This is a genomic window from Acinetobacter sp. AND/436 (assembly GCF_049546925.1).
GTDB classification, from domain to species: domain Bacteria; phylum Pseudomonadota; class Gammaproteobacteria; order Pseudomonadales; family Moraxellaceae; genus Acinetobacter; species Acinetobacter indicus.
The window spans coordinates 41,653-61,624 of the sequence record NZ_JBMXBO010000014.1 but is presented as its reverse complement, the minus strand read 5'-3'; the positions used below and the strand labels follow the sequence as shown (position 1 = coordinate 61,624).

The window sequence follows — 19,972 nt, the reverse complement described above, 5'->3', positions numbered from 1 at the left end:
GATGGATGAAGAAATGAATTTACAAAGCTTGGATTTCGGTTTGGATGAAACACTGATCGCCCTTCGTGATTCAGTTGCTGCATTTTGTGCAAAAGAGATCGCACCCATTGCTCAACAGGTCGACCGTGACAACGAATTCCCTGCTCATCTTTGGAAAAAGTTTGGGGACATGGGTTTACTCGGTCTGACTGTAAGTGAGGAATATGGTGGCACCAACCTCGGTTATCTGGCACATATTATTGCCATGCAGGAAATTTCACGTGCCTCAGCATCTATTGGCCTTTCCTACGGGGCACATTCTAACCTATGTGTGAACCAAATTAAGCGTAATGGTAACGAAGAACAGAAACAGCGCTATTTACCGAAACTGATTTCAGGTGAATATGTCGGCGCATTGGCCATGTCAGAACCGAATGCCGGCTCCGATGTGGTGAGCATGAAACTCAAAGCTGAAGATCAGGGCGATCATTATCTGCTAAACGGTTCAAAAATGTGGATCACCAACGGTGGCGATGCAGATGTGCTGGTGGTCTATGCCAAAACTGATACCCAAGCCGGCGCCAAAGGCATGACCGCTTTCCTGATTGAAAAAACCATGCCGGGCTTTAGCCACGGTACGCACCTGGACAAACTGGGCATGCGCGGCTCGAATACCTATCCACTGTTCTTTGACAACGTGCGCGTACCGAAAGAAAACGTCCTCGGCGGTGTCGGCAATGGTGTAAAAGTGCTGATGAGTGGTCTGGACTATGAACGTGCTGTATTAAGCGCAGGCCCACTGGGCATTATGGATGCCTGCCTAGACACCGTGATTCCGTATATCCACGAGCGTAAACAGTTTGGTCAGGCACTGGGCGAATTCCAGCTGATGCAAGGCAAAATTGCTGATATGTATTCGACCTGGCTGGCCTGTAAAGCACTGGTCTATGCCGTAGGTGCAGAATGTGACAAAGCCGAGCATAGCCGCAGCCTGCGTAAAGATGCTGCCAGCGCAATTTTATATGCAGCCGAAAAAGCCACCTGGATGGCCGGTGAAACCATTCAGACGCTAGGTGGGAACGGTTATATCAATGAATTTTCTGCTGGACGTTTATGGCGTGATGCCAAACTCTATGAAATTGGTGCAGGCACCTCGGAAATTCGCCGTATGCTGATTGGCCGCGAACTGTTTAACGAAACTGCCTAAAAAATAAATCACAAGAATAGACAAGGATGTTGGCATGAATCAATTACAGAGCAAAATCAATATTCGCAGCGAAGAGTTCAAAAACAACCACGCAGCGATGCAAACCCTGGTCGATGACCTGAAACAGAAAGTCCAGAAAATTGCCCTAGGCGGCGGTGAAACTGCACGTCAGAAACATCTGGATCGCGGTAAATTATTACCACGTGAACGGATTGACCACCTGATTGATCCGGGTACGGCTTTTATTGAAATTGGTCAGCTGGCTGCCTATCAGGTGTATCAGGATGATGTGCCTGCTGCCGGTGTGGTGGCCGGTGTCGGTCAGGTCAATGGCGTGACCTGTATGATCATTGCCAATGATGCGACAGTCAAAGGCGGAACGTATTATCCGCTGACTGTGAAAAAGCATTTACGCGCTCAGGAAATTGCCGAGCAGAACCATCTGACCTGTATCTATCTGGTCGATTCTGGCGGTGCCTATTTACCGCTGCAAGATGAAGTATTCCCGGACCGTGACCACTTCGGCCGTATTTTCTACAATCAGGCGCGTATGTCGAGCATGGGCATTGCCCAGATCGCCGTGGTGATGGGCAGCTGTACAGCCGGCGGTGCTTATGTCCCTGCCATGTCGGATGAAACCATTATTGTGCGGAATCAGGGTACGATTTTCCTGGGTGGCCCGCCACTGGTGAAAGCTGCCACCGGTGAAGTGGTCAGCAGTGAAGACCTGGGCGGTGGAGATGTGCACACCCGTTTATCAGGTGTGGCCGATCATCTGGCAGAAAATGACGAACATGCTTTGGCCATTGCCCGCAACATCGTCGCCAATTTAAATAAAAAACCAAATCCACAACCGGAAAATGTCGAAGCACCATTATTCGATGCGTCCGAGCTGTACGGCATTGTCCCGACCGATGCGCGTAAACCGTTTGATGTGCGTGAAGTGATTGCCCGTATTGTCGATGGTTCACGTTTTGACGAGTTCAAGGCACGTTTTGGGACCACGCTGGTCACCGGCTTTGCCAAACTGTACGGTATGCCGGTCGGCATTATTGCCAATAACGGAATTCTGTTTTCCGAGTCGGCACAAAAAGGTGCACACTTTATTGAACTGTGCACCCAGCGCAATATTCCCCTGCTCTTCATTCAGAACATCACCGGCTTTATGGTCGGCCGTCAGTATGAAAATGAAGGCATTGCCAAAAATGGTGCCAAACTGGTAATGGCAGTCGCGACAGCCAATGTACCGAAACTGACCCTGGTGATTGGTGGTTCTTTTGGTGCCGGCAACTACGGCATGTGTGGCCGTGCCTATTCACCACGCTTTATGTGGACCTGGCCAAACTCGCGTATTTCCGTGATGGGCGGTGAGCAGGCTTCGAGTGTACTCTCGACCTTAAAACGCGACCAGATTGAAAGCAAAGGCGGCAGCTGGTCAGCGGAAGAAGAAGATCAGTTTAAACAGCCTATTCGTGACCAGTATGAGCGTCAGGGTCATCCATATTATGCTTCTGCGCGTTTATGGGATGATGGCGTCATTGATCCTGCGCAATCACGTGAAGTATTGGCGCTCAGTCTGGCGGCAGCATTAAATGCCCCAATCCAGCCAACCAAATTCGGCGTGTTCCGCATGTAAGAGGTGACAAAAATGGATTATCAATTTTTACAACTCGAACAGCAAGATCAGGTGGCTACGGTGTGGATTAACCGTGCCGAACTGCACAATGCCTTTAATACCCAGGTCATTGAAGAATTACATGCCTGCTTTCAGCAGCTAAATACCCGCGATGATGTACGTGTGGTGATTCTGGCCGGTCGTGGCAAAAGCTTCTCTGCCGGTGCCGACCTGAACTGGATGAAACAGGCCGGTCAGGCCTCACAAGCCGACAATGAAGCCGATGCACTCAAACTAGCCAAAATGCTGCAAAGTCTGGCCACCTTGAAACAGCCAACCATCGCCCGCGTACATGGCATTGCCTTTGGCGGCGGTATGGGTCTGGCCTCGGCCTGTGATATTTGTGTGGCCAGCACCGATGCCAAATTTGCGACCTCTGAGGTGCGTTTAGGTCTGGCGCCATCCACCATCAGCCCTTATGTCATTCGTGCCATTGGTGCGCGTCAGGCATCACGTTACTTTTTAACTGCTGAACGAATTTCTGCAGAACAGGCACACGCTATTGGTCTGGCACATGAAGTGACCACGCCGGAACAGCTCGACAGCAAAATTGATGAAATTGTGCAGGCCTTATTACTCGGTGGCCCTGAAGCACAGCACGCATCGAAACAGCTCATTCAGATGGTGAACCAGCAAGTCCTGACCGAGGACCTCTTGCTGCAAACCGCACAGCATATTGCCCACGTTCGCCAGGGAGATGAGGCGAAAAACGGCTTAAATGCTTTCCTTAACAAACAAAGCCCGGCCTGGATCAAGACCACGGCATAACAACTAGAAGGATCCTAACGATGTTTGAAAAGATTTTAATTGCCAACCGTGGTGAAATTGCCTGCCGTGTCATTCGTACTGCCAAAAAACTGGGAATTGCAACTGTTGCAGTCTATTCAGATGCAGATGCTCAGGCCCAGCATGTCAAACTGGCCGATGAAGCCGTCTATATTGGTGAATCACCAGCAGCACAAAGCTATTTACAGATTGAACGGATTATCGAAGCCGCAAAAAGCACCGGCGCACAAGCCATTCACCCGGGTTATGGCTTCCTGTCTGAAAATGACCAGTTTGCTTTTGCCTGTCAGGACAACAACATTGTCTTTATTGGCCCGCCAGTTGACGCCATTCTGGCGATGGGTTTAAAAGCCACCTCTAAAGCCTTGATGGAAAAAGCCGGCGTACCACTGACACCGGGTTATCATGGCACCAATCAGGATGCTGCGTTCTTAAAACAGCAAGCCGATGACATTGGCTATCCGGTGCTGATTAAAGCCAGCGCCGGCGGTGGCGGTAAAGGGATGCGTCTGGTTGAGCGCAGTGAAGATTTCCTTAGCGCCCTGGCCTCATGTAAGAGTGAAGCCCGTTCCAGCTTTGGCAATGAAGATGTACTGATTGAACGCTATGTAGTGCAGCCGCGTCATATTGAAGTGCAAGTGTTTGGCGATACCCATGGCAACTATGTGCATCTGTTTGAGCGTGATTGCTCGGTACAGCGCCGCCATCAGAAAGTACTGGAAGAAGCACCAGCACCGAAAATGCCGGAAGATAAACTGGAAGCCATGCGCCAGGCCGCAATTGATGCCGCGCGTGCCGTAAATTATGTCGGTGCCGGCACCGTCGAGTTTATTGTCGAGCAAGACGGGACCGCCTACTTCATGGAAATGAACACCCGTCTGCAGGTTGAGCACCCGGTGACTGAAATGATTACCGGTCAGGATCTGGTCGAGTGGCAATTACGCGTCGCCTTTGGTGAGCCTTTACCAAAACAGCAGCACGAATTGCAGATTCACGGCCATGCTTTAGAAGCACGTGTTTATGCCGAAGAACCTGAAAAAGGCTTTATTCCGGCGATTGGTCAAATCAGCTATCTGCATTATCCAGCACAAAATGAAGCGGTACGTGTCGACAGCGGTATTGTTGAAGGCGATGAAATTAGCACCTACTACGACCCAATGATTGCCAAACTGATTGTCTGGGGCAAAAACCGTGAAGCAGCATTAACGCAAATGCACCATGCTTTAGGTCAGTTCCATGTCGATGGTCTGGGCAACAACATTGCCTTCCTGGATCGTCTGGTACTGTGCGATTCTTTCAAGAATGCCAATTTGGATACTGGCCTGATTCAGCGCGAAGAAGAATTCCTGCTAAAACCGGCCACAGAGCTGAACAGTACACTGGTGGTCAGCGCGGCCTTCATCGAATTGCTGTCACGTTTGGCCCAGAACCCGAGCGCCAGCAATCCGGTCTGGCAGACCAATGCTTTCTGGCGTTTAAACCTGCAATCGGGGCAGACAATCAAATTACAATGTAATGACAAAACTTTAAATATCCAGTTTGCAGCACAAGAACATGGCTTTGTCGCACAGTATGAGGGTCAGACTTTTGAGCTTGAGGGTCAGTTACTGGATGCGCATACCCTGCAATTCAAGCTGGCCGGCAAACAGCAAAAACTGGCCTTTAGCCAGACTGAACATGGCATTACCCTGTTCCAGAATGGCCAGAGCTATAAATTTACCTATCTGAAACCGGTATTTAACCAGGATGATGAACAAGGTGCTGAAAACAACCTGACTGCGCCAATGCCGGGTGTCATCACTCAGGTACTGGTCGCGGCCAATGACAAAGTCAAAAAAGACGATGTCCTGATGACCCTCGAAGCCATGAAAATCGAATACTCGATTCGTGCACCGCATGATGGCATCGTGGCCAGCTCTTACTTCCAGGCCGGTGATCAGGTCAAAGCTGGCGATGAGCTGGTGGAATTCCAGCCGCTGGCGGAGGAAGTCGCATGAGCGAATTTGTCAAAATTGTTGAAGTCGGGCCACGCGATGGCCTGCAAAATGAAAAAACACCCTTAACCCTGGATGACCGCAGACAGCTGATTCTGGATTTAATGCAAACCGGTTTACAGGCCATTGAAGTTGGTTCCTGTGTATCGGCCAAATGGGTACCGCAAATGGCAGACAGCGATGTGCTGTTTGCCGGCTTGCCCAAAGATCCAAATATTCAGTTCAGCCTGCTCACGCCAAACCTGAAAGGTTTTGAATCTGCGCTGGCAGTGGGTTGCAAAGAAGTGGCGGTCTTTACCGCCGCGTCTGAAAGTTTTACCCGCAAAAACATCAATTGTTCGATTGATGAAAGCTTTGAAAAATTCAGCGATGTAATGCGTGAAGCCAAAGCGCACAACATTCGTGTGCGTGGTTATGTGTCCTGTATGGTCGATTGTCCGTATGAAGGCGCAATTGATCCGCAGCAGGTGGCAAAAGTTTCGCAGCGCCTGCTGGATATGGGCTGCTATGAAGTATCTTTAGGTGAAACCATTGGCACCGCCACACCCGACCGGGTGAAAAAAGTCTGGGATGCCTGTCTGGCCGAACTGGATACGACGGTGCTGGCCGGTCATTTCCATAATACCTATGGCATGGCCATCGCCAATATTTACCAGTCACTGCTGCAAGGTATTCGCGTTTTTGACTCGTCAATTGCCGGTTTAGGCGGCTGTCCTTATGCCAAAGGCGCATCCGGCAATGTCTCAACCGAAGATCTGTATTACCTGCTGTCCAACATGGGCTATGAAACCGGCATTCAGCTGGATGCCTTGATGCAGGCCAGCCGTAACATCAGCAATGTTTTACAGCGCAATAATCCATCCAATTATGCCAATGCCTACTGGCAAAAAGCCTGCGCTTAATAACCGAATAAAACCCGGCTTGAGCAATGCCCTCAAGCCACTCAAGGATGTAACAGCAGCAATCTGCTGAAAAAAGGATAAAAATAGAGGTGACACATGGCAAATAAAGTCTATGACAGCGCACAAGCCGCCTTAAATGGCGTGGTTCAGGATGGTCAAACCCTGGCCGTGGGTGGTTTTGGCCTGTGCGGGATTCCTGAAGCATTAATTGCCGCGCTAAAAGACACCGGTGCCAAACAGCTGACCTGTATTTCCAACAATGCCGGTGTCGATGGTTTTGGTCTGGGGCTGCTGCTTGAAACCAAACAGATTAAAAAAATGATTTCATCCTATGTCGGTGAAAACAAGGAATTTGAACGCCAGTTCCTGAGTGGTGAACTGGAAGTTGAACTGACCCCGCAAGGTACACTGGCAGAAAAATTACGTGCCGGCGGTGCAGGTATTCCAGCCTTCTTTACCGCCACCGGTGTCGGTACCGTCATCGCGGAAGGCAAAGAAGTGCGCCAGTTTAAAGGTCAGGATTATATCTTAGAAGAATCTTTAACTGCCGATGTTGCCTTGGTCAAAGCCTATAAAGCCGACAAGGCCGGCAACCTGATTTTCCGTAAAACTGCACAAAACTTTAATCCGGTCTGTGCCATGGCGGGCAAAATCACCATTGCCGAAGTCGAAGAAATTGTAGAGATTGGCGCGCTCGATCCAGATGAAATTCATCTGCCGGGGATTTATGTCAACCGCATTGTGTTAAATGCACATCCTGAAAAACGTATTGAACAAATGACTTTAAAGGCGGAGGCTTAAACCATGGCTTGGACGCGTAATCAAATGGCGCAGCGCGCCGCACAAGAACTGGAAGATGGTTTCTATGTCAATTTAGGGATTGGTTTACCAACTTTAGTCGCTAACTATATTCCAGAAAATATCAACGTCTGGCTACAGTCAGAAAACGGCCTGCTCGGGATTGGGGAATTCCCAACTGAAGCCACGGTCGATGCTGACCTGATTAATGCCGGCAAACAGACGGTCACAGCTCGTCAAGGTGCTTCGTTTTTCTCTAGCGCAGACTCTTTTGCCATGATCCGTGGCGGCCATGTCAATATTGCCATTCTGGGGGCCATGGAAGTCTCTGAACAGGGCGATCTGGCCAACTGGATGATTCCGGGCAAAAAAGTCAAAGGTATGGGCGGTGCCATGGACCTGGTCGCAGGTGTGCAAAAAGTGGTGGTGTTGATGGAACACTGCGCCAAAGATGGGACACCTAAAATCGTTTCACAGTGTAGCCTGCCGCTGACCGGTAAAGCCGTGGTTCATCGCGTAATTACCGATTTGGGCGTTCTGGATATTACCCCAACCGGCGTGCAGCTGGTGGAACTGGCACCGGAGGTCAGTTTTGATGAAATCCAGAAAGTCACCGGGGTGCCTTTAATACGTAATGCAGCTTAATGGCTGGTTTTAAAAGCGGGCATCGGATGGTCGTGAATACATCCCCACCGCTACCTCCGCTTTTCAACTAAACCAAAAAGGACGACTTGACGTCGTCCTTTTCTATTTCCTTAACTCAATCCTTACTCTGCTTTTTTCTCGACAATACCTTGGTCATCGACCGCACGTACCACCCCGGTTTCTGTATTTAATACTTCAAACTCAATACGACGGTTCTGGAACTGCCCTTCTGGGGTTGCATTTGGTTCCATCGGCTGTTGCTGGCCATACCCCACGGCCTGTAACTGGGAAGGATCAACCCCGCGTTGTACCAGATAATCACGTACCGCTTCAGCACGGCGTAAGGACAACAGATTATTGGCTTCATTGCTGCCTACTGCATCGGTATGGCCTTTAATGGTCAAATGTACATGCGGCGCACGCTGGATTAAGGCCGCAGCCTGATCCAGAATTGGCTGATTGGCTTCCGGTACAGTCGAAGATGCCGACTCAAAATGAATCGCCTCCAGATTTAAGGCTGTGGCGACATCCAGCGCCTGAATATTATCCGGGTTAATCACGGCCAAGGCTTGTGCTGCGGTCGTGGTCGCTGGTGTGGCGGTCTGTACATCGAGATCCTGCTGCACCGTAATGGTCATATTCTTGGCCAAAGGACGCAGCTGATTGGCCACACGCTGCGCATCTGCCGGATTGGTGGACTGAATCGCAATCTGCTCACCCATCCAGGTCATATTGGTATTCGGCACATCTTTCAGGATTTTCAGTGCCGTTGGAATCACATCCTGATCAATAAATTCACTATGATAATTACTGGCGCTATTCACCCCACAACCTGTCGGATGGTTAAAAATCCGTTTAACTTCTGTTTGCAGAATGTCGGTATAAGCCGGATTGTTCAGATACAACTGACAGGTGACCAGATCGCCATTGGAACCGGTATTGACCTGCAAATAGGCCGGTTCCGTCGCTGCTGCCTGGGTAACAGGCACCTCTTCTTCATTACGGTCAGAACAGGCTTTAAATAAAAAGGCCAGTAACAATGCCAGAATAATAAAAATCAGAATCGGTACCCACGGCGAGCGCTTCTGCTCTGGCACCTCTTCATATAACTCAGGCGCCTGATGAATAGTCTGCCCGGCAGTGGCATTGACGCCCAAACCGGCCAGCAGCGCAGCGGCCCATTCCGGCAAAGCAGCCTGAATGTCCGGCATATGCTGATCAAGCAAATGCACAATCGCCTCAGGATCGGTCGAGCCGGCCTCGCTTTCTAAAAAACCTAAGGTTGGTACGATGGCCCGGTTCAGGATAGATTCAATTTCATCTGCCGGCGCCTGACCGCGGCTAAATTCCAGAAACTGCTGTTTCAGGTTCAGGTTGGTACCAAAAATTTCAGCCAGCCGCGGATTAAGCTGATTTCTCAGGCTGTCAATGAGGGATGGCCGGTGTCTTAACACCGATAAAAATACCGGATAAAAATCATTTAAGGCACGGTTTTTCTCAATGAGGTAATCCGTTTCCCCGTCTAGCACAATGGATGACACGCTATTTTTCAATAATTCTATCAATCTGGTTTGCATGATATGGCCTCATTTTTGTCATTGTTCTACTCGCATTATTTAGTGTATCTGGTCATTTTTTAGACGTTGTAAATAATTGTATTTTTCTTTATGTACTTAAATTAAAACATAAAAAAAGCCAGCAAATGCTGGCTCTTGAACAGGTGAATTTAGGCCAGGAAAGTCTGAATTACCTTGCCTTTCACGGTTTGCTGAATCAGCGGTGTATTCTTGCCTTGGGACAGAATGCTGTCTTTGTCCAGCGTCCACTCCAGTTCAGGATCAATCAGAATCCAGCCGGCTTCCTGCATCCAGCGATCTGCCATTTGCGCAACCGTCGCCGGTGCCAGTGTCACGGTATGCACCCATTCCAATGGACTGAACAGACCTTCCTCAACCAGTTGCACACCCAAGGGCACAAAGGTATCAAAAGCGGTAAAGCCCGGTAAGGTTTCAGCAAACGGTGCCATTTTGGCCGAACTGCTTAAGGGTTCATGATGGGTACAGATCGCATCAATTACGCCATCTTTTAAGCCCTGACGCAGCAATTCTTTGTCTTTTTCAGCACGTAGCGGTGGACGCACATGCGCCAGCGAGTTAAAGCCATCAATCACCTGATCAGTTAAATGCAGCTGATGCATCGCCACATCACAGGTTACTGGCAGGCCTTTTTCTTTGGCAATTTTAATCAGCTCGACCGAAGCGCCACAGGACAGCAAACCGAAATGCGCACGGACTTTGGTCGCTTCAATCATCAACAGGTATTTGGCAATGGCTACGGTTTCGGCCAGCGCCGGAATCATAGGCAAGCCCTGACGTGAAGCAATAAAACCTTCATGCACACAGCCATCTTTGGCAATTTGCGGTTCTTCGGCATAGAACACCACGGTCAGGTCCAGACCGGCTGCATATTCCAGCGTGCGAATCACGACATCATCATCAGCAAAGGATGCATTGGCATTGGAAACTGCAGTACAGCCGCCCTTTTTCAGACCGGCCATATTGGCAGGCTGTTTGCCTTGCAAGCCTTGGGTTTGTGCGCCAATCACCTGTAAATAAATACCACCATCCAGCATGGCTTTTTCGACCAGACCGTGAATCAAAGCACCATTGTCCTGCACAATCGGCTTGGAATCTGGTGGGGTAAACACGTGCAGAATACCGTTTTCACGTGCCGCCTTGCCTTCTGATTTTAAAGTACCATGCTGCTGCTGACCCGGTTCACGCATCCGCGCGCACAGATCAACCATGGTTGGCATCAGCCATTTGCCTTGTCCATCAATGGTTTCAGTCACATCTGCTGTTTCTGCAACCAGCTTGCCATTTTCCAGATATACCGTTTGCACGCGATCAGTCTTTTGCATTGGATCAAGAACGCGGACATTTTCAATTTTTACAATACGCATGACTGATTCCTTATACCGCAATCGCTTCAATTAAACCTTGTTCCTGCAGTTGACCCTGCATCGCCAGTGCCAGCACAGCCATACGCACCGCAATACCATTGGTCACCTGATTTAAAATCACCGATTGCGGACCATCGGCAATGCTGGAATCAATTTCCACACCCCGGTTCATCGGTCCCGGGTGCATCACGATACAATCCGGTTTGGCCAGCGCCAGACGCTCTTTGTTCAGGCCATACATTTTGTAGAATTCTGCCGGTGAGGACAGCGCCGGTGAATCAATCCGTTCATTCTGGATACGCAAGGTAATAATCACATCACAGTCACGGATGCCATCTTCCATTTTATTAAACAGGCGTACATCGGCCCCGTACTCCTCAAAACCAAATGGCAGCAAGGTATTCGGTGCAATCACGCGAATATCTTTACAACCTAAAGTTTGTAACGCCGCCACATCAGAACGTGCCACGCGCGAATGTTTAATATCGCCAATAATGGCAATGCTCATGTCAGCAAAGTCTTTTTTGGTTTCACGGCGAATGGTCAGCATATCCAGCATCGCTTGAGTCGGATGCGCATGACGGCCATCTCCGGCATTAATAATCGCGATATTTGGACAGACATCCTTGGCAATAAAATGCGCTGCACCTGAAGAGGAATGACGCACCACAAAAATATCGGCGGCCATGGCTTCCAAGTTCCACAGCGTATCGCGCAGGGTTTCGCCTTTAGAGGTACTGGAACGGGCAATGTCAATGTTAAGCACGTTGGCCGAAAGACGTTTCGCTGCAGCTTCAAAGGTGGTGCGGGTACGGGTTGAGTTCTCAAAAAACAGGTTCATAACCGTACGACCTTCCAGCAGGTTGTTAGTGATCAGCTGATTTTGGTCATTAAAAAAGGACTGCGCGGTGTCCAAAATTTTGGTGAGGGTTTGTTTGGAAAGCCCTTCGATGGTGATGAAATGTTTTAGATTTCCATCTTTATTGAGTTGAATCTGGCTCGGAGTATGCAATGCCGCCAAGTGCATGAGAGATTCCTTATACGTTAAGTCAACGTATTATACAGAGAATCGCCATTCTTGGCACTTGGCAATTCGGCTACTTGTATAAAAACCGGCTCGATAATAAAAATTGATTTTGAAATTCCTATGTATTTTTTCAATAAGATAATTTAAACGAATTTTTAGAATGAATATTTTATGTTCTAAAATGGCACCCAAGTCTGGAGCTTGAATGCCATAACTGATCTAGCGTAGTGCGCCAATATAATGATGTGAGACTTGTGCCCGATAAATGTCATCTTCAGTTGGTTCAACTTTCATTAATTCATCGTTATTTTTTTGCTGTAAACCCGCTTTTTGACTTATGTTCGAATCGGAAGAGAACTCGAATACGTCTTTAAATTTTTCAACCAGACGCAGTAATTCCGGATCGCGTGTGGCTTCGGCTAATGCAATCACATGTTCGGCATAATCACTATTTTCAGACAGATAAATGGCATCAATTACCCGGCCTGAAACTCGTCTCAAACGTGCATAGATTAAAGTCGCAATTGAAAAACTTTCTGTATTGACCATTCTTGATTCCCCAATCATTTAAAAATCGAGATTGCAGCCTCTCCCCAGCGACTGCAATCTCGTGATAATTACAGCAATATCCATACCAAAATTAAAAAGCCCATCTGCAATTAAGACAGGCTTTTTATAAAAACTACAATTCAGTTATAAATCAGAATAGGCTAAAACTTACATGGCCTTCATCATATTTGGCCGAACCACCTTTTCTTGATACATCATCCTGAATATTCTCATAATTTCTTCTTTCCAGCTGTTCGTCATCTGGAAGATCCAGCAACTGACGCAAACGCTCGACATGCGTTGCCAGTTCAGCATCCCGGGTTTCTAGCGCCAGCGTAATCACATGATGTGCATAGGAGCGATCCTGCATCAGATACATCACGTCAATTACTCGACTATTCACTTTTCTTAACCGTGCATACAACAATGTTGCAATGGAAAAAACATCATCACGACCGGATGTAATATTCACCCTATATCCCTCTGTAAAATAAAAGATTTAATCAACAAGTTCCTCTTGTTGATGGTGTGTAATTATACATATCTCATGAATTTTCAATTTGCTTTTTATGCCAAGATTAAGAGCTTTTTATAATTATTAGCTCTAACAGAGATGTGCCAGATTTATAAAAAATTCCACAGCTTTAATAGCCAAAATACGGTAAACTTGGCGCAGTTTTTATTTATTCTTTTCCGGTCTCTCTATTTTATGAATACCTCTTCACGTTTAAGCAATTATTGGGTCACCTGTGCCGATGGTCTGGAAACCTTATTAGAAGAAGAAATCAAAGGTTTAGGTGTTCAAAATGTTGAACGTTTCCCGGGTCGTCTAACCTTCAAAGGTACGCTGGAAAATGCTTACCGCATCTGCATGTGGTCTCGTCTGGCGTCGCGTGTCCTGATGCCAATCCACACCCATGAAATTGAATTTTCACATGATGCCCGTGATGTTGCTGAAGAGCTTTATGAAGGTGCAATCAGCTTTGATTGGTCACTGATTTTTGCACCACAAAGTACCTTCGCCATTCGTTTACACGTTGAACGTGAAATTAAGGTCAATACGCAGTTTGCTACGCTACGTGCCAAAGATGGTGTGGTTGATTCATTTATGGAAGCTGTCGGTAAACGCCCAAGTATCGACACCAAATCACCTGAAATCACCATGTATATTTTGGCAGGTAAAAAAGAACATACCTATTGCTTAGATTTATCGGGTGATTCACTGCATAAACGTGGCTACCGTCGTTTTATGACCGACGCCCCAATTAAAGAAAACCTGGCCGCGGCAATTTTGCAAAAAGCCAAACTCAAAGAAAAGAATCCGGACATTATTCTGGACCCGATGTGTGGTTCAGGTACCTTTATTATTGAATCCCTGCTGATTTTAACCGACCGTGCACCGGGTCTGGTACGCCGTTTCGGCTTTAATGGCTGGAATGGCCATGACCATGAACTGTGGATGTCATTAAAGGCAGAAGCGGCTGAGCGTCATCAACAGGCGCTGGAACAGCCACTGCCAAAATTCTATGCTTTTGATGCCGACTGGGAAGCAGTCAAAGCCACCAAACAGAATATTATTGCTGCCGGTTTTGAACGTCTGCTCGATCATATCCAGATTGAAGAACGCACCTTGTCAGACTGGCCAGATTTTCAGGCCGAAGGCAAAACTGCGTTTGTGGTGACCAACCCGCCGTATGGTGAACGTCTGGGAGATAAAGCCTCGAACCGTGCCTTGTATTTAGGTCTGTCTGCCCTGCTACAAAAACATTTCCCGAACCAGTCTGCTGCTGTCATTGCAGCCCAGGTGGAACAGGCCGATGTGCTGGCATTTAATGAGCCGCAAACCTTACGTTTAATGAATGGTAAGCTGCCAATTTACATTCGTTTTGGTACGGTCAAACCATCGGCAGTAGTAAAACCATTCCTGGCCGACTGGCAGCCACAGCAGTTTGAACCGATTGAAGGTGCCGAAGACTTTACCAACCGTCTGCAAAAAAACATGCAGGCCTTAAAGAAATGGGCGGTTAAAGAAAACGTCTATTGTCTGCGTTTATACGATGCCGATTTACCGGACTTTAATGTCGCGGTCGATTTATATGGTGATCGTCTGCATGTGCAGGAATATGCACCACCGAAGAAAATTGATCCTGAAAAAGCAAAAAAACGCTTTAACCTGGCGCTGCAAGCGATTCGTGCCGTGACCGGTTTAGGCCGTGATGCCGTGTTTATTAAAACCCGTGCCCGTCAGGAAGGTAAAAACCAGTACACCAAACAAAGTACCGCATCGAAACGCTTTATTGTGCAGGAGGGTCAGGCCAAGATTCTGGTTAACCTCACCGACTATCTGGATACCGGCCTATTCCTGGACCATCGCCAGATTCGTTTACGCATTGCCAAAGAAGCTAAAGGCAAGCATTTCCTCAATCTGTACAGCTATACATCAACGGCGAGTTTGCATGCTGCTTTAGGCGGCGCAGCCAGCACCACCAGTGTGGACTTGTCCAACACCTATTTAAACTGGTCCAAAGAAAACTTTGTCTTAAACGGCTTAACCGTCGACCATGCCGATGAACAACACCAGTTCTTTGCCAGCGACTGTTTTGAGTGGCTAAAAGAAGGTCATGAGCAATATGACCTGATCTTTATTGATCCGCCCACCTTCTCTAACTCGAAGAAATTCTACGGCACTTTTGATGTACAACGTGACCATGTTTCGCTAATTAAACGCGCCATGAACCGTTTAACCACAGAAGGCACCCTGTACTTCTCAAACAACTATCGCGGTTTTGAAATGGATGAAACCTTGCCAGCGCTGTTTGATATTCAGGAAATCAGCCATGAAACCATTGGTCCAGATTTCAAGCGTAACCAGAAGATTCACCGCGCCTGGAAAATCCAGCATCCACAAATCTAAAATGTGAATGGTAAAGGATGATTTAATCCTTTTCTATTCACAGTTCATTCGATTAGCAATAAAAAGCCTGCTACCCCATAGCAGGCTTTTTTTACATCGGAAACTTTACGCTGTCACTCATCATCCAGCGTGGACTTACTTTGCAGAGTGAATCGCTACATCTGCCCGGCTTTTTGCTGCAGATACCTCCATAAAAAAACCCGGCCGAAGCCAGGTCTTTGATTAAACAGTTTAGATGAACCGTGTGCGGATTAGTTCAGTTTCAGCTTCTGGAAATCCAGTTGGCCTGCATCTGCCGTAATCACAATGGTATCTCCCGGCTGGAAGTCACCGGCCAGAATTTTCTGCGCCAGATTATTTTCTACCTGTTGCTGGATGGCACGTTTTAATGGACGCGCACCGTAAACTGGGTCAAAACCGGCTTCAATCAGCTGGTCAAAGGCAGAATCATCTACCGTTAACTTGATATCGCGGTCGGCCAGACGGGCACGTAAACGGTCCAGCTGGATATCGGCAATACCACGAATCTGGGCTTTTTCCAGGGCATGGAATACCACCAGCTCATCAATACGGTTGATAAACTCCGGACGGAAATGCTCAGACACAGCTGCCATCACCACATTGCGTACATCGTCACGGCCTGGATTATCGCCCAGTTCACGCACATCGCTTGAACCCAGGTTCGAAGTCATTACAATCACGGTGTTTTTAAAGTCCACCACACGGCCCTGCGAGTCGGTCAGGCGACCATCATCCAGTACCTGGAGCAAGATGTTAAATACATCCGGATGGGCTTTTTCTACCTCATCAAACAGCACCACGCTATACGGTTTACGGCGTACGGCTTCGGTTAATACCCCGCCTTCTTCATAGCCGACATAGCCCGGAGGCGCACCGACCAGACGACTGACTGAATGTTTTTCCATAAATTCGGACATATCAATCCGGATCATGGCGTCATCGCTGTCAAACAGGAAGTTGGCCAAGGCTTTGGTTAACTCGGTCTTACCGACACCGGTTGGACCCAGGAATAGGAAAGAACCACTTGGACGGTTCGGATCCGACAACCCGGCACGTGAACGGCGCACCGCATTGGATACCGCAATCACCGCTTCATCCTGCCCTACCACACGTTGATGCAGGAAGCTTTCCATTTGCAGCAGTTTTTCACGCTCGCCTTGCAGCATTTTCGCAACCGGAATACCGGTGGCTGCGCTGACCACTTCCGCAATTTCGTTATCGGTGACTTTATTGCGCAATAACTTCGGTTCTTCTTTCTCTTCCACCAGCTCATCTTGGGCCAGCTGTTTTTCCAGTTCCGGAATCACGCCATATTGCAGACGCGACATCTCGCCCAGATCATTTTCACGCTGTGCTTTTTGCAAGGCAATACGCGCCTGATCCAGCTGCGCCTGAATCTGCTTAGTGCCTTCGACCAGAGTTTTTTCAGACTTCCACACTTCTTCCAGATCGTTATAGTCTTTTTGGACGTCTTCGATCTGTTTTTCCAGATGACTGACTTCTGCACGGCTGCCGGCATCTTCATCTTTTTTCACAGCTTCAAGTTGCAGCTTTAACTGAATCAGACGGCGTTCCAGCTTATCCAGCGCTTCCGGTTTAGAGTCCAGCTCCATCTTGATGCGCGATGCTGCTTCATCAATCAGGTCAATGGCTTTATCGGGCAACTGACGGTCAGTGATATAACGATGTGACATTTTCGCTGCAGCAATAATCGCCGAGTCGAGAATTTTCACCCCGTGGTGGACTTCATAACGCTCTTTCAGACCACGTAAAATGGCAATGGTGTCTTCGACACTTGGCTCATCGACCAGCACTTTCTGGAAACGGCGCTCAAGGGCGGCATCTTTTTCAATGTACTGACGATATTCATCGAGCGTGGTTGCCCCCACGCAGCGTAATTCACCGCGTGCCAGCGCCGGTTTCAGCATGTTGCCGGCATCCATCGCGCCATCACCTTTACCTGCGCCAACCAGGGTATGCAACTCATCAATAAACAGGATGATTTCGCCTTCATGCTTGGCCAGATCTTTCAGGACCGCTTTTAAACGCTCCTCAAACTCGCCGCGATATTTGGCACCGGCCAGCAATGAACCCAGGTCCAGCGATAACACGCGTTTGCCTTTTAAGCTTTCTGGCACTTCACCATTCACAATACGCTGTGCCAGACCTTCTACAATTGCGGTTTTACCGACCCCAGGCTCACCAATCAGTACCGGGTTATTTTTGGTCCGACGTGACAAGACCTGTACGGTACGGCGGATTTCATCATCACGACCAATCACCGGATCGAGCTTGCCAGCCAGCGCACGTTCGGTTAAATCTACAGTGTATTTATTGAGTGAATCACGTTGATCTTCATGATTATTACTCATCACTTTTTCATCACCTCGAATTTTTAAAATCACCTGACGCAGACTGTCTGCGCTGACACCGATACTGTTCAATAAGCTTTTAGTGGCCCCAACTTCGCTCAGGCCCAGTAATACCCAGTCGGTAGACAGGAATTCATCGCCCGCTTTCTGGGCATAGCTATCGGCCAAGTTTAAGGCTTTAACCGCTTCCGGACTTAAATTAATGTCGCCAGTCGGATTGGCTAGCGTTGGCGCATCATTCAGTGCCTGCTGCAACTTGCTCTGCAAATCACGCAACTGGGCACCGGCCTGCTGTAACAAGCTGACATTGGATGCTTCTTCTAACAGAGTGGCCAAGACATGAATGCCGTCAATGGCGGTATGGTCTTTGCCCATTGCCAGCGATTGCGCATCGGAGAGAGCTTGCTGTAAGCGATTTGTAAATTTTTCAAAACGCATTCTTGTTATTCCTCACAACAATTTTTTCACTTGAAACATATATGGGAGTACTTTTGGCAATTTCAAATGATTTTTCATATATTTTTCAAAGTGTTATTTTAATGCAACAGATATAACTCAATTATAATATTGGTCTGTGACCGGCCAATTTCAAGTCAGCATCAGGATTATTTTTATACAGTAATGCAGCTGCGACCTATGTAATAGGAAACACATATTTTGAGAGCTCTGCCCATTGCGGCCAATTTTTTGCGAGGTCTAAAACCATGGAAAAATAAAAAAGCCGGTAATTAACCGACTTTTTACATGACTTTACAGTCATGATTATTCTGCTTCGATAATCTCGAAATCGTGGCTAATTTCAACACCACCATCTGACAGCATTTTGCTGGCTGAACAGTATTTTTCTGCGGATAATTCAACTGCCTTGGCGACCTGCTTTTCCTTGACTGCCTTGCCTGTCACCACAAAATGCAGATGAATTTTGGTGAACACCGCCGGAATCGAATCGGCACGTTCTGCTTTCAGCTGACAAACCACACCAGTCACATCCTGACGTGATTTCTTTAAAATGGTCACAATATCAAACGATGCACAACCACCAAGTCCCATTAAAATGAGCTCCATGGGACGTGGTCCACGGTTTTCTCCACCATACTCGGCAGAACCATCCATCACCACGCTATGGCCACTTTCCGATTTTGCTTCAAAAGCAACATTCTCTAGCCAATGAACACTCGTTTGCATTGCAAGTCCTTCAAAAAAACTATAAATTTACAAGGTGCCTGTACACTAACATAATTTGAGTTGATAAGGAATTTCATCTCTACTGTGTGACAAGTTCATACTAGGTCTTGTGCGATCTATTATTTATCCATTTTCGGAACCGTTAGCATGACTTCAAACTTTTCACAATTAAGCACCGATGCCCTGTCTCCTGGTCAATTACCAGATTCAGTCAAGGCATTATTAAAACGTGCATATATCAACCGTTATCCGAAACGGACCACAATTGTTGATGCGGGGTCTGAATCAAAATCACTTTATTTGATTCTGAAAGGATCTGTTTCCATCATTCTGCGTGAAGATAATGATCGCGAAATTGTTGTGGCGTATTTGAATCCGGGTGACTTCTTTGGGGAAATGGGTCTATTCGAAGCAAATCCACAACGTACTGCAGAAGTACGCACACGTGACGTTTGTGAAATTGCAGAAGTGACTTATGAAAACTTCCACGAGCTCAGCAAGCAATATCCAGATTTAAGCTATGCGGTATTTGCCCAGCTGGTGCGCCGTTTAAAAAATACCACACGTAAAGTGACCGATCTGGCCTTCATTGATGTTTCAGGCCGTATTGCGCGTTGTCTGATTGACCTGTCTGCGCAGCCTGAAGCCATGATTTTGCCAAATGGCCGTCAAATCCGTATTACCCGTCAGGAAATTGGCCGTATTGTGGGCTGTTCACGTGAAATGGTCGGCCGTGTTCTGAAAACCCTGGAAGAACAAGGCATGATCGAAACTGATGGTAAAGCCATTCTGATTTTTGATGCCTCTTTAGAGCAAAATGATGCAGCAGATGAACAGTTTGATGATGAATAAGTCTTAAACTGCTATATGCTTAAGGCAAATCTTCGGATTTGCCTTTTTTATGCCTGTTCGCTATGTGAAAAATATTTACAAACTAACCTAAAATATTGATTTAA

Annotated in this window: 16 protein-coding genes; 9 read left to right on the top strand and 7 right to left on the bottom strand. The window is 47.6% G+C overall.

Annotated features, from left to right (window positions below):
* The first annotated feature begins 13 nt into the window (after positions 1–13).
* The 7 genes from ACPEPR_RS11240 to ACPEPR_RS11210 all read left to right on the top strand — a co-directional run bounded on the left by ACPEPR_RS11240 (position 14) and on the right by ACPEPR_RS11210 (position 7,986).
* Positions 14–1,186 carry an isovaleryl-CoA dehydrogenase gene (locus ACPEPR_RS11240; protein WP_005177068.1) on the top strand — a complete coding sequence of 391 codons (1,173 nt, stop codon included), beginning with the start codon at positions 14–16 and terminating at the stop codon, positions 1,184–1,186.
* A 34-nt stretch (positions 1,187–1,220) separates the two neighbouring features.
* A complete protein-coding gene (locus tag ACPEPR_RS11235) occupies positions 1,221–2,822 on the top strand; it encodes a carboxyl transferase domain-containing protein (protein WP_005177066.1) in 1,602 nt (533 codons plus the stop codon).
* 12 nt (positions 2,823–2,834) lie between these two features.
* A complete protein-coding gene (locus ACPEPR_RS11230; protein WP_104988824.1) occupies positions 2,835–3,629 on the top strand; it encodes an enoyl-CoA hydratase/isomerase family protein in 795 nt (264 codons plus the stop codon).
* Positions 3,630–3,649: 20 nt separating this feature from the next.
* Entirely contained in the window at positions 3,650–5,644 is a 1,995-nt protein-coding gene (locus tag ACPEPR_RS11225; protein ID WP_286424359.1) for an acetyl/propionyl/methylcrotonyl-CoA carboxylase subunit alpha, read from the top strand.
* Positions 5,641–6,543 (top strand): hydroxymethylglutaryl-CoA lyase, encoded by a 903-nt coding sequence (locus ACPEPR_RS11220; RefSeq protein ID WP_016658374.1) that lies wholly within the window; start codon positions 5,641–5,643, stop codon positions 6,541–6,543. The genes ACPEPR_RS11225 and ACPEPR_RS11220 overlap by 4 nt, the downstream gene beginning before the upstream one ends.
* Before the next feature lie 96 nt (positions 6,544–6,639).
* Positions 6,640–7,344 (top strand): CoA transferase subunit A, encoded by a 705-nt coding sequence (locus tag ACPEPR_RS11215; RefSeq protein WP_005177058.1) that lies wholly within the window; start codon positions 6,640–6,642, stop codon positions 7,342–7,344.
* A 3-nt stretch (positions 7,345–7,347) separates the two neighbouring features.
* A complete protein-coding gene (locus tag ACPEPR_RS11210; protein WP_005177056.1) occupies positions 7,348–7,986 on the top strand; it encodes a CoA transferase subunit B in 639 nt (212 codons plus the stop codon).
* 122 nt (positions 7,987–8,108) lie between these two features.
* Here ACPEPR_RS11210 and ACPEPR_RS11205 read toward each other — a convergent pair whose 3' ends face one another.
* From ACPEPR_RS11205 to ACPEPR_RS11185, 5 genes are all read right to left on the bottom strand, one after another.
* Positions 8,109–9,563 carry an OmpA family protein gene (locus ACPEPR_RS11205; protein ID WP_411687622.1) on the bottom strand — a complete coding sequence of 485 codons (1,455 nt, stop codon included), beginning with the start codon at positions 9,561–9,563 and terminating at the stop codon, positions 8,109–8,111.
* A 149-nt stretch (positions 9,564–9,712) separates the two neighbouring features.
* Positions 9,713–10,948: a dihydroorotase gene (locus ACPEPR_RS11200; protein WP_005177048.1), complete on the bottom strand. Its 1,236-nt coding sequence runs from the start codon at positions 10,946–10,948 to the stop codon at positions 9,713–9,715.
* Positions 10,949–10,958: 10 nt separating this feature from the next.
* Complete coding sequence (locus tag ACPEPR_RS11195; RefSeq protein WP_005177046.1) at positions 10,959–11,975, bottom strand: aspartate carbamoyltransferase catalytic subunit; 1,017 nt, start codon at positions 11,973–11,975, stop codon at positions 10,959–10,961.
* A gap of 219 nt (positions 11,976–12,194) precedes the next feature.
* Positions 12,195–12,524, bottom strand: coding sequence for a hypothetical protein (locus tag ACPEPR_RS11190; RefSeq protein WP_005177044.1), 330 nt, complete (start codon positions 12,522–12,524; stop codon positions 12,195–12,197).
* Positions 12,525–12,675: 151 nt separating this feature from the next.
* Positions 12,676–12,996 (bottom strand): hypothetical protein, encoded by a 321-nt coding sequence (locus ACPEPR_RS11185; RefSeq protein WP_160241446.1) that lies wholly within the window; start codon positions 12,994–12,996, stop codon positions 12,676–12,678.
* A gap of 237 nt (positions 12,997–13,233) precedes the next feature.
* Here ACPEPR_RS11185 and rlmKL point away from each other — a divergent pair, with 237 nt between their 5' ends.
* Positions 13,234–15,438: a bifunctional 23S rRNA (guanine(2069)-N(7))-methyltransferase RlmK/23S rRNA (guanine(2445)-N(2))-methyltransferase RlmL gene (gene rlmKL / locus ACPEPR_RS11180; RefSeq protein WP_423562449.1), complete on the top strand. Its 2,205-nt coding sequence runs from the start codon at positions 13,234–13,236 to the stop codon at positions 15,436–15,438.
* A 251-nt stretch (positions 15,439–15,689) separates the two neighbouring features.
* Here rlmKL and clpB read toward each other — a convergent pair whose 3' ends face one another.
* A complete protein-coding gene (gene clpB, locus ACPEPR_RS11175; protein WP_423562448.1) occupies positions 15,690–18,269 on the bottom strand; it encodes an ATP-dependent chaperone ClpB in 2,580 nt (859 codons plus the stop codon).
* Positions 18,270–18,593: 324 nt separating this feature from the next.
* Positions 18,594–19,016 (bottom strand): OsmC family protein, encoded by a 423-nt coding sequence (locus ACPEPR_RS11170; RefSeq protein ID WP_005177032.1) that lies wholly within the window; start codon positions 19,014–19,016, stop codon positions 18,594–18,596.
* A gap of 147 nt (positions 19,017–19,163) precedes the next feature.
* On the opposite strand from ACPEPR_RS11170, the gene crp reads away from it, so the two are divergent.
* On the top strand, positions 19,164–19,868 hold the full coding sequence (crp, locus tag ACPEPR_RS11165) for a cAMP-activated global transcriptional regulator CRP (protein WP_168398835.1): 705 nt from the start codon (positions 19,164–19,166) through the stop codon (positions 19,866–19,868).
* The last annotated feature ends 104 nt before the right edge of the window (positions 19,869–19,972 follow it).